The following is a 14,499-nucleotide window of genomic DNA, read 5'->3' on the forward strand; positions in this document are numbered from 1 at the left end:
GGGCTAGCATCGAGCACCGTCGGCGCATGTGTCGAACGCATGCGCCGCATACCCTCATGAGGAGGACACATGCCCGTCTCGATCCCGCAGGTCCGCGCCTTCGTCGCGACCGTCGACGCCGGCTCGTTCACGAGCGCCGCCACCGCGCTCGGCGTCGGGCAGTCGGCCGTCTCACACGCCGTGGCCGGGTTCGAACGCGAGGTCGGCGGCCCCGTCGTGCGCCGCGGCGGCGCCGCGGTCCCGACCGCGCTCGGCGAGCGGCTGCTCGCACACGCCCGCCAGGTGCTCACCTCGGTCGACGGCCTGGAGGCGGTGGTGCGGCCCGCCACGGCGCGCGGCACCGTGCGCCTCGCCGCGGTGCCGACGGTGTGCCAGGGCCTGCTCCCCCGCCTCCGCGAGCTGTGGTCGGTGACGCTGCCGGACGTCGACGTCCAGGTGTACGAGGGCGACGACGACGAGATGGCGGAGTGGTTGGAGGGCGGCACCGTCGACGCGGCCGTGCTCGTCGACCCGACGCCGGTGCCCGAAGGCGGGGTCGTCGTCGCGCGGGACGAGATGGCCGCGGTCGTCCGGCGGGACCACCCGCTCGCGGACACCGCGGCGATGACCCTCGACGACCTGCACGAGGACGGGCTCGTCGCGGGCGGCGGCGGGTGCGAGCACCAGATCGAACGGATGCACGAGCTCGCGGGGCAGCCCTTCCGGTGGGCGCACCGGGTGCGGGAGATGAGCACGATGTTCGGGATGATCCAGCGCGGCGAGGGGGTCTCGATCGTCCCGTCACTCGGGCGGGTGATGCTGCCCGAGGACCTCGTGATGCTGCCGGTCGCGCCGCGGTACGAGCGGACGCTGGTGCTGAGCGGGCCCTCGACGCGGGCGTGGCACCCGCTGGCGCGGGCCCTCGTCGACGCCGTGTGACGTCGCCGGCGGCACCGGTGCCGACGCCCGGACATCTCCGACCTTCGGCCGATCCGGCGACCGCCCGGTCCTTCCTAGGCTCGGGGGCATGACCGCGACCGTGCTCCCGCCACCCGCGCCCCTCGGACGACGGGTGTGGGCGCAGACCTGGCGGGTGCTCGTCGCCCTCGTGGCCGGCTTCACCGCGTTCGGCCTGATCTGGCCCGAGCTCGACACGTCGTCGTGGTCGGAGGCACGGCTCGGCATCGGGCTCCTCGGGGACGTCACGGCCGGGGTCGTCGCACTCGTCGTGTACTGCTTCCGCCACCGCGCGCCGCTGTTCGTCACCCTGGCGGTGATCGGCCTCAGCACCGTGTCGACGTTCGCCGCGGGCACCGCCGTGCTCGCGCTCGTCTCCCTCGCCACCCGGCGCCGTGGGGTCGAGATCGCGGTGGGCAGCGCGGCGATGCTCGTCACCGGGCTCGTCGGCGAGCAGCTCGTCTTCCCGGGCGGTGACGTGCCGCTGTGGCAGACCACGCTGGTGTCGGTCGTCTTCCTCGCACTCGTGGTCGTCGTGGGCGTGGCGATCGGGCAGCGCCGAGCGCTCGTCCAGTCCCTCCGGGAGCGGGCCGCCCTGCTCGAACGCGAACAGGCCGTGCGCGAGGACCGTGCGCGCGAGCAGGAACGCGCGCACATCGCCCGCGAGATGCACGACGTGCTCGGCCACCGGCTCTCGCTCGTGGCCCTGCACGCCGGCGCGCTCGAGTTCCGCGGCCGGTCGCTGTCGCCGGACGACACCGTCGAGGCCGCGGGGATCGTCCGGGCCGAGGCGCACGCGGCCCTGACCGACCTGCGTGACGTGCTGGGGGTCCTGCGCGACCCCGCCGGTCGCGACACCGACGACCCGACCGGCACCGCGCCTCCGCAACCGACGCTCTGCGACGTGCCGGCCCTCGTCGACGAGGCCCGCGCAGCCGGTGCGACCGTGACCTGCACGGTCGCCGAGGGTGCCTGCGCCGCCGGGGAGACCGTCGGCCGGCACGCGTACCGGATCGTCCAGGAGGCCCTGACGAACGCCCGCCGGCACGCCCCGGGCCAGCCGGTCACGGTGTCGATCGCGGTGCTGCCGACCCCGGCGCTCCGGGTCACGGTGACCAACCCGACGCTGCCCGGGGACCGCGGGCACGACACCGACGGCGGCGGGCACGGGCTGCGCGGCCTCGCCGAGCGGGCGCGGCTCGTGGGCGGCTCGTTCCGCGCCGACGTCGACGCCGCCGGCGTCCACACGGTCGAGGCGGTGCTCCCGTGGACGGCGTGACCGCGCCGGTCCGCGTGGTGCTCGTCGACGACGACCACCTCGTGCGCGCCGGGCTCCGGCTGCTGCTCAGCGGCGACGACGGTGTCGACGTCGTGGGCGAGGCCGGCGACGGCGTCGAGGCCGAGCAGGTCATCGACGCGGTCGAGCCGGACGTCGTGCTCATGGACATCCGGATGCCGCGCTGCGACGGGCTCGCGGCGACCGAGCGGGAGCTCCGGAAGCGGCCGGAGCTCGCCGTCCTCGTGCTCACCACCTTCCAGGGCGACGACATGGTCCTCGGCGCCCTGCAGCGCGGTGCGCGCGGGTTCCTGCTGAAGGACACCCCGCCGCAGGAGCTCGTCGCCGCGATCCACGCGGTCGCCGCCGGCCGGTCGACGCTGTCGCCGTCGGTGCTCGACCGGGTGATCGCCTTCGCCGCGGGCACCGGGAACGCGACCGGTCCCGGGAGCGGCCCCGCCGACGAGTCCGGTAGACCCGGGGACGGCCGCGCCGCGGGAGGCGCTCTGCCGGACGCGAGCGAGGAGCGCCGGCTGATGGCGACGCTGACCGACCGGGAGCGCGAGGTCGCGGTCGCCGTCGCGAACGGAGCCTCGAACGCCGAGATCGCCGCGGACTTGTTCGTCGGACTCGCCACCGTGAAGACCCACATCGGGCACGTCTACGACAAGTTCGGGGTCGACAACCGGGTGCAGTTGGCGCTCATCGTGCACGCCGCCCAGCGCTGACGAGCCGGGGCGACGAGCCGAGCTGACGAACCGGCACGAGTCGGGCGCGACGACCCGGGGGCGGTACCGAGCCGCCGGGCAGGCGCGACCGGCAGGATGGGGCGATGCCCGCGACGCACGTGAAGACCTTCACCGACCCGGACGAGGCCACCGCCGAGGCCCTCGGACTCGAGTGGCTCGCCGAGGCCGAGGACGCCGGCGGCACCCGGATCGCCCGTGTGCTCGCCCACCCGGAGCCGACGGTCCTGCACCTCGAGCGCATCACCGACGGCGTCCCCGACCGCGGCCAGGCGGAACGCTTCGGCCGGTCCCTGGCGCACACCCACGCCGCGGGTGCGACGCACTGGGGTGCCCCCGCACCGGGCTTCCCGTCCGGACGCGGGATGCGCGTCGGGCGGTCCCGGACACCGTTCGTCCCCGCCGCCGAGGTGCCCGCGAGCTGGGGCGAGTTCTTCGCCGAGTACCGCATCCGTGACTTCGTCCGCCGCATCGTCGACCGTGGTGGGTTCGACGGTGCCGAGGCGGCGGTGTTCGACCGGGTCGCCGACCGGGTCGCGGACGGGACGCTCGGCTCCCCGCAGCCCGCGCTCGTCGGCGACGGACCGGCCCGCCTGCACGGCGACCTCTGGGCGGGCAACGTGCTCTGGCCCACCGACCGGAGCGAGCCGACCGGCGCGGTGCTCATCGACGCGACCCCGCACGGCGGCCACGCCGAGACCGACCTGGCCCTGCTGGCGCTGTTCGGGCTGCCGCGTCTCGAGACGGTCCTGGCCGGCTACGACGCCGAGTCGCGGTTGGCCGACGGCTGGCAGGAACGGGTCGAGCTGCACCAACTGGCGCCGCTGCTGCTGCACGTGTTCCTGTTCGGCGGCTCCTACGCCGACGACGCCCTGCGCGCCGCCCGCCGCTACGCCTGACCCGGTCGCAGGCCGGTTCCGGCCCGCCGTCCGGACTCCGCCTGACCCGGTCGCCGGTCGGCTCCGGCCCGCCGTCCGGACCCCGCGCACGTCCGGCGGCCGGCGAGGCCCGAGGTCGGACCGCCGGTCCCGCTCCCCCGCTGACGCAACCGGTGCACGATCCCCGGGGAACGGGCACCGGGATCGTCAGCAGCTCCCCCACGGCTCGGTGCCCGGCCCGGCGTGGGGCCCGCTCGGGCCGGGCACCGGGCGTCGACCGGCGACCGCGGCGCACCGCGACGCGCCCGCCGGGGCCGAGCCGCGGTGCACCGCAGCGCGCCCGCCGGAGCCGACCCGCGCCTCCCGTCCGGTCGGTCTGTTGCGTGCGCGGTATACCAACCCGTAGCATCGGCTCACCCCACCCCACCGGGCCCGGCCGCCACCAGACGGTCTGCCCACGGCGAGCGCTCCACCGATGCAGCCTGGCCGACCGCTGCCGGCACTCGTTGCACTGGATCCGCTCGTGAACCCCTCCCCCTTCGGCCTGTACGACCCTGCTCGCGAGTCGAGCGACTGCGGCGTCGGCTTCATCACCCGTCTCGACGGCACCCCGAGCCACGACGTCCTGGTGAAGGGCGACGAGGCGCTCTGCTCGATCCCGCACCGCGGCGGCAAGTCCGCCGAGGGCGTGGGCGACGGCGCGGGTGTCAGCATCGACCTGTCCGTCGAGTTCTTCAGCGCGATCACCGGGCAGGCCCTGCGCGCCGGGCACTTCGGCGTCGCGAACTGCTTCGTGCCGAGCGACCCCGACGAGCGTGCCGACGCCGAACGGCTCGTGACCGCGGAGCTCGACCGCCAGGGCTTCGAGCTGCTCGTCGTGCGCGACGTCCCGGTCGACCACTCCGTCGCCCGTCCCGAGGCCGAGCGGTACCAGCTGCCGATCGTGCAGTGGGTGTTCCGCGCCCCGGAGGACTGGGCCCGCGCCGACGTCGACGCGGCCGCGAACCGAGCGCTGCTCGCGATCGAGGCGGTGTCCTACGCCCGGGCCACCGAGGCACGCGCCCCGCACGCCGCCCTGTACCCGCTGTCGCTCAGCGCACGCACGCAGGTGCTCAAGGGGCGCCTGAACTCGGGCGAGGTGATCGGGTACTTCACCGACCTGCGCGACCCGCGGCACTCGGTCCGGACGCTGTACTTCCACACGCGCTTCTCGACGAACACCGAGCCGCACCCGACGATGGCCCAGCCCTTCCGGCTGATGGCGCACAACGGCGAGCTGAACACCGACCGCAAGAACCGCCTGTCCGACGAGGCCTCGGCCCGGGCCCGCACGCGCAGCATCGTGCGTCCGCCCGGCCAGTCCGACTCGAGCCGGCTCGACCAGACCCTGCAGAGCCGGGTGTTCGAGGACGGCCTGGACATCGTCGAGGCCGTCGTGACCCTGATGCCGCCGGCGTGGGAGAACGACCGCACGCTGAGCCCGGCGGTGCGGGACATGCTCGAGTACCACTCACTGTACGAGGAGAAGAACGACGGCCCGGCCGCCGTGATCTTCAGCGACGGCGACGTCGTCGGCGCCCGCCTCGACCGGCTGGGGCTCCGCCCGCTGCGCACGGTGCAGACGGACGAGTACCTCATCGTGGCGTCGGAGAGCGGCCAGGTGTCGTTCGACGCCGACACCGTCGTGCACCGCGGCCGCATCGAGGCCGGCGGGATGCTCGTCGTGGACCACCGCACCGGCGCGGTCCTGCGCACCGACGAGGCCCTCGAGCTGCTCGCCGCCCGGAAGCCGTACGGCGCGCTGCTGGACGCCGCCCGGGTCGACCTCGACGCGCTGCCCGCGCCCGACTACGACCGCGGCGCGAGCACGCTCGGCTACGACGGCGACCTGTCGCTCGCGGGCCGCTACGTGGCGTACTCGCTGAACCAGGAGAGCTTCCGGTTCATGCTCGACCCGATGCTCGCGACCGGATCGGAGCGCATCTCGGCGATGGGCTACGGCACCGCGATCAACGCGCTGAGCGACACCGAGGGCGGCATGGCGAAGTACTTCTCGCAGCGCTTCGCCCAGGTGACGAACCCGCCGCTCGACTCGATCCGCGAGGCCGACGGCATGTCGATGCGGGTCGCCCTCGGCGCCAAGCTCGACGCGCACGCCAGCGCGGGCTCCCCGGTCACCGACGGCACCGGCACCGCCCCCACCCGCCAGATCGTCGTGCAGTCCCCCGTGCTCGGCCACCTCGACATGGTCCGCCTGCGTGACCAGACCGTCGTCCCGCTCGAACGCTTCGACATGCTCTACGTCCCCGTGCTCGGCGACGAGCAGGCCAACGCCGCGGCCGTCCGCTCGGCGGTCGACGCGCTGTGCGACGCCGTCGAGGCGTTCGCCCGCACCTCGGGCGGCATCGCCGTCCTGACCGACCGCGCGGTGTCGTCGACCCACGCCCCGCTCCCCGTGATCCTGGCCGTCGCCGCGGTCAACCAGCGGCTCATCGAGACCGGCCTGCGCCTGCGGCTGTCGATCGTCGCCGAGTCCGGGCAGCTGCCGTCGTCGCACCACGTCGCGACCGCGCTCGGCTTCGGCGCCTCGGCCGTGTACAGCCTGTCGGCACGACTGCGTGCGGAGGAGCAGTACCCCGCCGAGGCCGCCCCCGCCGGCGAGGTCACCGCGACCGACCTGGCGCTGCAGCGGTTCCGGAAGGCCGCCGAGAAGGCCCTCGCGAAGACCATGGGCCGCGTCGGGCTGTGCACCGCCGAGAGCTACATCGGCGGCGCGTTCTTCGAGCCGAACTACCTCGACACCGGCGACGACCTGTTCGCGCGGGTGTTCCCGTACATGCAGGCACCGGTCGGCGGCGTCGGCTTCGCGCGCATCGCCCAGGCCGCGACGGACTGGCACGAGCGCGCACGATCGGTCGCATCGGCGGCCCAGGTCCCGCTCCTCGGGCTGTTCAAGGAGCGCTCGGACGGCGCGGGCCACTCGTTCGGCGTCGCGAGCGTCCGCGGCTTCGGCGGCATGACCGAGGAACGCCCGGCGTTCGAGCGCGCGGGCGACTCCGAGGCGCTGCGCCTGCTCACCCTCGGGCAGCTCGACGACGCCTTCGGCACCACCGACAGCGCGTACCGCCACACCGGGTACGACCGGCTGAGCGACGCCGAGGTCGACGCGCACCGGATCACCCCGGGCTACGTGTCGTTCCTGCAGACCACGCACGACGAGCGCTCGCGTCGCCCGGCCGCGCTCCGCGACGTGCTCGCGCTGCCCGCCGACGTCACCGGCATCGACACCGCCGAGGACTTCGCACGCGAACTCGGCCGCTTCTCGACGAGCGGCAACGCGAGCATCACGGTGCGCGGGCTGTCCGGCTCGCGTCCGGCGTCGTCCGACGGTCTGCCGGGAGGCGCGGCCCGCTTCCGCCTGGAGCTCACCTCGACGGGACCCACGGGTGCCCTGCGCCACACGGCCCTCGCGGACGGGCTCGCGCTGCTGCACCCCGGCCAGGTCGCCGTCGACACGGTCGACGACGAGCACGTGACGCTACGCGCCACGGGCGGCGCGGCCGCCCTGCTCGCCCTGCTGCAGAGCGCCCCCGCGAGCGTCGACCTCGACGAGGTCCAGCCCGCCCACGAGGTCACCCGCACGCTGGCGTCCGGCGCGATGAGCCACGGTGCCCTCGTCGCCGCGGCGCACGAGGCGGTCGCGCACGGCACGAACATGGTCGGCGGCATGTCGAACTCCGGCGAGGGCGGCGAGCACCACACCCGCTACGGCACCATCCGCGGCTCCCGGATCAAGCAGTTCGCCTCCGGGCGCTTCGGCATCTGGGCCGGGTACCTCGCCGACCCGATGCTCGAGGAGCTCGAGATCAAGATCGGCCAGGGTGCGAAGCCCGGCGAGGGCGGCCAGCTGCCCGCGCCGAAGGTCACGGTCGACATCGCCGCGGCGCGCGGTGGCACCCCGGGCGTCGAGCTGATCTCGCCGCCGCCGCACCACGACACGTACTCGATCGAGGACCTCGCGCAGCTCATCCACGACTGCAAGGCCGCCCGCGTGCGCGTCGTCGTGAAGCTCGTGTCCTCCGAGGGCATCGGCACGATCGCGGTCGGCGTCGCGAAGGCCGGCGCCGACGTCATCAACGTCGCGGGCAACACCGGCGGCACGGGTGCCGCGGCCGTCACGAGCCTGAAGTACGCGGGGCGCTCCGCCGAGATCGGCGTGGCCGAGGTGCACCAGGCCCTCGTCGCGAACGGCCTGCGGCAGAAGGTCACGCTCCGCTGCTCGGGCGCCCACCAGACCGGCTCCGACGTCGTCACGAGCGCCCTGCTCGGCGGGGACTCGTTCGAGTTCGGCACGACGGCGCTCATGATGCTCGGCTGCGTGATGGCGAAGAACTGCAACGTGAAGTGCCCGGCGGGCCTGACCACGAACCCGGAGGCGTTCGAGGGCGACCCGCGCGCGCTCGCGCAGTACCTGCTGAACATCGCGCACGACGTCCGGCAGATCCTGGCCCGCCTCGGCCTGCGGTCGCTCCGCGAGGCCCGGGGGCGCACCGACCTGCTCCAGCTCCTCGACCACCCGGCGAGCGTCGGGCGGCTCGACGTCCGCGGCCTGCTCGCCCGGGTGCCCGAGAAGGTCGTCACCGACCCGGAGTACCTCGAGAAGGACTACCGCACCGACGACGCCCTCATCGAGCAGGTCCGCGCCGCGTTCGTCGAGGGGCACGAGGCCGCGCTGACGATCGACGGCGTCCTGCTCGGCAACGCGGACAAGTCCGTCGGCGGCCAGCTCGGCATCGACCTCGAGCGCGTCCTGAACCACGAGCTGCGGGGCGTCGACCTGTCGGCGCACCCCGCGGTCACGACGGACGACCGTGGTCGCCGCCGGCTCGTCGACGGCGCCCTCACGGTGCGCACCTCCGGCTCGGCCGGGCAGTCGTACGGCGTCTTCACGAACGACGGCACGACCCTCGAGCACACCGGCACCGCGAACGACGGCGTCGGCAAGAGCCAGTCCGGCGGCCGCATCGTCGTGCGTGCGCCCGGCGGCGGCAGCGCCGAGCGGGGCGGCAACGTCCTCGTCGGCAACTTCGCGCTGTTCGGCGCGACCGGTGGCCGCACGTTCGTCGAGGGCGAGGCCGGCGACCGGTTCGCCGTCCGCAACTCCGGCGCGACCGCGGTCGTCGAGGGCCTCGGCGACTTCGGTTGCGAGTACATGACCGGTGGCGCGGTGTTCAACCTCGGCGGCTTCGGCAAGGGCCTGGGCAACGGCATGTCCGGCGGGTTCCTGTACCAGTACGACCCGACCGGCCGGGTGACCGAGCGGGCGAGCACCGACTCGCTCCTGGTGTTCCCCGTGACCGAGACCGCACGCGGGGCGTTCCACGAGGCGGCCGCCCGGCTGCTGCTCGAGTGGCACCTCGAGGCCACCGGTTCGGCACGCGCCGAGCAGCTCCTGGCCGACTGGGACACCACCCGCACGCACGTGTACGTCGGCATGCCCCGGGCGCTCCTGCTCAGCCAGGACGCGGACGAGATCCTCGCGGCGGCGACCCGCACGGAGCTCCTCGACGAACTCGCGACCTCGGTCGCGACGGACAAGCTCCGTGCGTTCAAGACCGACTACCGCGACCGGCGCACGGTGCTCGACGGCCGCGCCCCCGCGCTCGGCGACCAGGGCGGTGACACGTTCTCGCTGCTGTCGTCGTACACGGTGCTCGCGGTCGCCCAGGACGTGGCGCAGGAGCGGGTGCCCGGCGCCGCCCCGGCCGACCCGCGGGTCACCGAGGCCGTCCGGAACCTCGTCCTGACCGAGGACTTCCAGGTGAAGCAGCGCGTGGTCAAGTACCTGCGCGCGACCTTCGAGTCGTTCGCCGACGACGAGCTCGCCACGCTCATCGCCGTGAAGCGGCTCGACGACGCCAAGCGCGCGCTGACGCAGCGGAACAACCGCAGCTCGGACGCGCCCGGGACCACGGGGTGGATCATGCACCAGAACGCCAAGAACGCCGGACGGGTCCGCGCGGCCCGGTTCGACGAGCTGCTCGCGACCGCGGCCCTCGACGACATCGCGCGCCGGGCACCGCAGGCACCGGTGGAGGTGGGCGCGTGAGCACGCTCCCCCCGACCGGGTCCCTGATCCCGGTCGACGCCCCGTTCTCGGCCGCCCAGGAGTCCTGGCTCGCGGGCTTCATCGCGGGGGTCGCGGCCGCGGGGCGCCGGTCGACCGCGCCCGCACCGACGACCACGGTGGACGTGCTCTTCGGCACGCAGACCGGCAACGCCGAGCTGCTCGCCGACCAGCTCGTCGCCGGTGCCGTCGCCCGCGGGCTCGGCGGCCGGGCCACCGCGCTCGACGACGTCTCGCCCGAGCAGCTCGCCGACATGTCCCACGTGCTCGTCGTCACCTCGACGTACGGCGAGGGCGAGATGCCCGACAACGCCGGTCTGTTCTGGGAGGCGCTGCAGGCGAGCACCGTGCCCCGGCTCGAGGGGCTGCAGTACGCCGTGCTCGGGCTCGGCGACACGAGCTACGACGAGTTCTGCCAGGCCGGCAAGCTCCTCGACACCCGCCTCGAGCAGCTCGGCGCGACACGGATCCACGACCGGGTCGACTGCGACGTCGACTTCGAGGACCCGGCCGAGCTCTGGACGGCTGCCGTCCTCGACCGCGTCGCCGCCCAGGCGGGAGCCACCGGCGCCGCTGCCGGCGCGACCACCGGGGTCGGCGCGACCACGACCGCGACCGCAGCCGGCGGGGCGGGGGCGAGCCGCGCCTCCCGGCCGGGTGCGCAGTGGACCAAGCGCACCCCGTACCGTGCGCCGCTCGTCGTGAACCGCCTGCTCAGCGCACCGGGCAGCGCCAAGGAGATCCGCCACCTCGAGTTCGACCTCGGCGACTCGGGCATCGAGTACGCGGCCGGTGACGCCCTGGCCGTCGTCCCGCACAACGACCCGGCGCTCGTCGACGAACTGCTCGACCACCTCGGCGCCGACGGCTCCGCGGACGTCGACGGCCGCCCGCTCGCCGAGGTCCTGCGCGTCGACCGCGAGGTCAGGACCCCGTCGAAGGACCTGGTCGCCGACCTCGTGCAGCGCGCGCCGGCGTCCGAGCTCGCCGCGGTCGTGGCGCACGGCGACAAGCAGGAGCTGGACCGGTGGCTGTGGGGCCGCGACGTCCTCGACCTGCTCCGGGACGCGGGTCCCGCGGCGCCGACGCTCGAGGAACTCCTGCCGAACCTGCGCGGACTGCAGGCGCGCCAGTACTCGATCTCGTCGAGCCCGCTCGCCCACCCGGGCCGGGTCCACCTGACCATCGCGAGCGTGCGGTACGGCGACGCCCACCGCACCCACCACGGCGTCGCCTCGACGTACCTGGCGGACCGTGTGCGGGCGGACGGCGAGGTCGGCGTGTACCTGCAGCCGAACGCCGCGTTCGGGGTGCCCGCCGACGGCGACGCCCCGATGGTGATGATCGGTCCGGGCACCGGTATCGCGCCGTTCCGCGGGTTCCTGCACGAGCGTGCCGCATCCGGGGCGCGGGGTGCGAACTGGCTGTTCTTCGGCGACCAGCACCGCGCGACCGACTTCGTGTACGAGGACGAGCTCACCGACCTGCAGGAGCGCGGCGTGCTCGACCGCCTCGACCTGGCGTTCTCGCGCGACCAGGCCGAGAAGGTCTACGTGCAGACGCGCATGCGGGAGCAGGCGGCGGAGCTGTACCGCTGGCTGGAGGACGGTGCGTCCGTGTACGTGTGCGGCGACGCCTCGCGGATGGCGAAGGACGTCGAGCAGGCGCTGCTCGACGTGATCGCCGCCGGTCGGGGGCGCGGCGTGGACGACGCGCTCGCGTACCTGGCCGACCTGCGCCGCGCGAAGCGGTACGTGCGCGACGTGTACTGAGCGGGGCCATCACCCCTGCGGCGCCACCCTGCCCCGGGGCGCGACGGCTCGGACCCAGGGCACCCCCGGGGCCGCCCCCGATGCGGCGCGCTGCGCTCAGCGGGTCGGCAGCCCCGGCAGCGCGGCGATCCACCCGCCGACCTGCGCGTCGAACCACGCCGCGTCGAGGTTCCGCTCCCACGCGTGCTCGGCCGACCCGCTCACCGCCAGGGTCACCCGGTCGGGGTGCGCGGCGGCGAAGTCCTGGCTCACCGTGAACGGCACGGTGCGGTCGCCGTCGGAGTGCACGAGCAGGGTCGGCGGCAGCGGCGGCGGCACCCGCAGCCACGACAGCGCGCGGACGTCCACCGGCCGCCGCAGTCCCACGACGCGGTGCAGCCCGGGCGTGCGCATCGCGGCGAGGGCGGCGGACACGACGGCACCGGGCACGGGGGTGCGGGCGGCCTGGAAGCGGACGGCGGCCTCCCAGTCGAGCGCCGGCGCGACGAGCAGCACGCCGACCACCAGGTCGCGGTGTGCCGAGCGCAGGAGCAGCTCGTGCGTGACGGTCGCGCCCATCGACCAGCCGACCAGGACGATGCGCCGTGCACCGTTCGCGACCGCGTGGTCGAGCGCGGCCTCGACGTCGACCCACTCCCGGGCACCGAGGTGGGACGCCCGCCCCTCCCACGGGGCCTCGCCGTCGCCGCGGAACGAGGGGACGATCGAGGTCCACCCGGCCTCGAGCGCGGCCGGGACGGTCCGGAGCGCGGTGACGCGGGTGGTCCGGATGCCGTGCACGTGCACGGCCCAGGTCGACGCGGCGTCGTCGTCCGGACGGGCCGGGCGGACCACCCACGCGGGGGCGTCGCCGAGCGGCGTCGGGATCGCGACCTCGGACCAGTCGACCGCCATCGCCGCCGGGTCCGGGTGCACGTGCCCGCTCCACCGGATCCGGTCGGACACCGCACCCGTCGTCCGGACCACGGCGCGGCGCACGGTGCCCGCGGTCTCGTCGACCTCGAGCACGGGTCCGACGGTGGTGTGCCCGTCGCCGTCGTGCCACAGGCCGTACTCGCCGGGCCGGAGCGTGTCGGGCGTCAGCGGCAGCTGCACCGAGTCGGCGTCCGCCGAGAGCACGGGCGTCCAGCGGTCCCGCCCGGGCAGCACGATCTTGCCGACCACGGCCCGCAGGCCCAGCAGGGCGCCGACCACCACGAGCACCACCAGGGCGACGAGCACCCACACCACGACCGTCATGCCGTCATCCTCCGATGTTCCGTGCGAGCACCCGCTCCGCGGACCGCACGTGGGCGAGCTCGCCCGGGTCGATCGACCGTCCCTGCACCTCTGCGTCGCGGATCGCGATGACGAGGTCGTACGTCCGCACCCGCAGGTCCGCGCGGCGTTCGACCGGCCGCAGCCCGTGGTGCCGCACGACGCGGGCGAGCCGCCGGTGGTGCCGGCCGAGCCGCAGGTCGCGCACCCACCGGCGCACCGTGAACGAGGCCATGCCGACCACGACGAGCACGATCCCGAGGTAGAACGGCGGGTCGAAGGCGAACCGCAGCACGTCGCGGACCCCGGCCGGGAACAGGCCGAAGTGGTCGGCCGTCAGCGACACGACCTCCTCGACGCTCGCCGCGGTGACGAGGACGAGCCCGACCCGGAAGACCCCGAGCGCGCCTCGGCCGGTCGGCATCCCGCGCACGAGCGTCGTCACGGTGATCGCCGCCACGCAGGCCATGTACACCGAGGCGTACAGCCACATCGCGGTCTGGTCGATGCCGAGCACGATGAAGTGGAACGCGGTGGTGCCGCGGTCGGTGATGCAGGCGAAGGGGATCGCGAACGCGGCGACCATCGCCAGGAGCGCGAGCGGGTGCGCGAGGAGCGGTCGTCGCGGCAGGTCGCCCGTCGCGGCGCGGAGCATGAGCCAGAACGCGGTGGTCGCGCACACGTTCTGCACCAGGTTGACGACGTTCGTCCCGCCGAGCCACCCGTCGAGCACGGTCTGCGGCACCACGCTGCCGAGGGTCAACAACCCGAGGGCACCGACGCCCGTCGCCGCCCAGGCCGCACGGCCGCGGGGGTTCCGCCGGACGGACGGCGTCCGCGCCACGAAGATCAGGGCCGCGCACCAGAAGGTCGCGGCGTGCAGGGCACCCATCAGCCGTAGGCCCGCTCGTCGGACGCGCCCGCACCCGCACCGAGCAGCACGGTCGCGACCTCGTAGGCGAACCGCTCGGCGAAGTGCTCGTCGTCCCCGGAGACCCGCGCGAGCCCGGCACCGGCGTGGCCGGCGTGCGGCGCTGGGGTCCTGTCGACGTCCCGCTGGCACACGTTCGTCCCGCTGGCGAGGGCGGCGACCGCGGTCGGGGTCGGCGCTCCGGCGTCGCCGTGCACGAGGTGGCCGAGTTCGTGCAGCACGCAGTGCATCCGGTACAGCGGCGGGACGGCGGCCGGCACGAGGACGAGGTTCTCGTGCGGCGCCTGCGACACCAGGGCGGTCAGGCTCCCCCACGACGGCCCGTCGACGTCGACGACCCGCGTCGGGCGGCCGACGGTGCGGGCGACCGCGGCGACCACGTCGTCGAGTCGCGGGGCCCGCGGCAGCGTGCGCACGAGGTCGGCGACCACCGCCGTCACGTCCCGCTCGGCCATCGACTCCCCCTCGTCCCGCGGACAGCCTAGCGGCGCGGTGGGGCGGACCGGGCGGACGCCGGTCGCGGCGACCGGACGACGGACGGGAGGCGCGGTGCCGTCCAGCACCGCGCCTCCCGTC

The 14,499-nt window shown here is 74.8% G+C and carries 9 protein-coding genes; 6 read left to right on the forward strand and 3 right to left on the reverse strand.

Features of this window, described 5'->3' with window-relative positions; translation table 11 throughout:
• Positions 1-69 precede the first annotated feature (69 nt).
• The 6 genes from QOL16_RS13870 (at position 70) to QOL16_RS13895 (ending at position 11,735) form a co-directional block, all read left to right on the forward strand.
• Entirely contained in the window at positions 70-918 is an 849-nt protein-coding gene (locus QOL16_RS13870) for a LysR family transcriptional regulator (protein WP_071282291.1), read from the forward strand.
• Positions 919-1,006: 88 nt separating this feature from the next.
• Positions 1,007-2,215 carry a sensor histidine kinase gene (locus QOL16_RS13875; RefSeq protein WP_083394869.1) on the forward strand — a complete coding sequence of 403 codons (1,209 nt, stop codon included), beginning with the start codon at positions 1,007-1,009 and terminating at the stop codon, positions 2,213-2,215.
• Complete coding sequence (locus QOL16_RS13880; protein ID WP_071282293.1) at positions 2,203-2,940, forward strand: response regulator transcription factor; 738 nt, start codon at positions 2,203-2,205, stop codon at positions 2,938-2,940. The genes QOL16_RS13875 and QOL16_RS13880 overlap by 13 nt, the downstream gene beginning before the upstream one ends.
• A 104-nt stretch (positions 2,941-3,044) precedes the next feature.
• A complete protein-coding gene (locus QOL16_RS13885) occupies positions 3,045-3,857 on the forward strand; it encodes a fructosamine kinase family protein (protein ID WP_071282295.1) in 813 nt (270 codons plus the stop codon).
• Positions 3,858-4,359: 502 nt separating this feature from the next.
• Positions 4,360-9,945, forward strand: a complete 5,586-nt coding sequence (locus QOL16_RS13890) for a glutamate synthase-related protein (RefSeq protein ID WP_071282297.1) — start codon at positions 4,360-4,362, stop codon at positions 9,943-9,945.
• On the forward strand, positions 9,942-11,735 hold the full coding sequence (locus QOL16_RS13895; protein ID WP_071282305.1) for a sulfite reductase subunit alpha: 1,794 nt from the start codon (positions 9,942-9,944) through the stop codon (positions 11,733-11,735). The genes QOL16_RS13890 and QOL16_RS13895 overlap by 4 nt, the downstream gene beginning before the upstream one ends.
• A 96-nt stretch (positions 11,736-11,831) precedes the next feature.
• Here QOL16_RS13895 and QOL16_RS13900 read toward each other — a convergent pair whose 3' ends face one another.
• The 3 genes from QOL16_RS13900 to QOL16_RS13910 are packed head-to-tail and all read right to left on the reverse strand — an operon-like array spanning position 11,832 to position 14,378.
• Positions 11,832-12,974 carry a S9 family peptidase gene (locus tag QOL16_RS13900; protein ID WP_083394871.1) on the reverse strand — a complete coding sequence of 381 codons (1,143 nt, stop codon included), beginning with the start codon at positions 12,972-12,974 and terminating at the stop codon, positions 11,832-11,834.
• Between the two features lie 4 nt (positions 12,975-12,978).
• Positions 12,979-13,884 (reverse strand): hypothetical protein, encoded by a 906-nt coding sequence (locus QOL16_RS13905; protein WP_065962883.1) that lies wholly within the window; start codon positions 13,882-13,884, stop codon positions 12,979-12,981.
• Positions 13,884-14,378: a hypothetical protein gene (locus QOL16_RS13910; protein WP_071282307.1), complete on the reverse strand. Its 495-nt coding sequence runs from the start codon at positions 14,376-14,378 to the stop codon at positions 13,884-13,886. The genes QOL16_RS13905 and QOL16_RS13910 overlap by 1 nt, the downstream gene beginning before the upstream one ends.
• Positions 14,379-14,499 lie beyond the last annotated feature (121 nt).

This window comes from Curtobacterium sp. MCBA15_004, assembly GCF_001865055.2.
Classification (GTDB): Bacteria; Actinomycetota; Actinomycetes; order Actinomycetales; family Microbacteriaceae; genus Curtobacterium.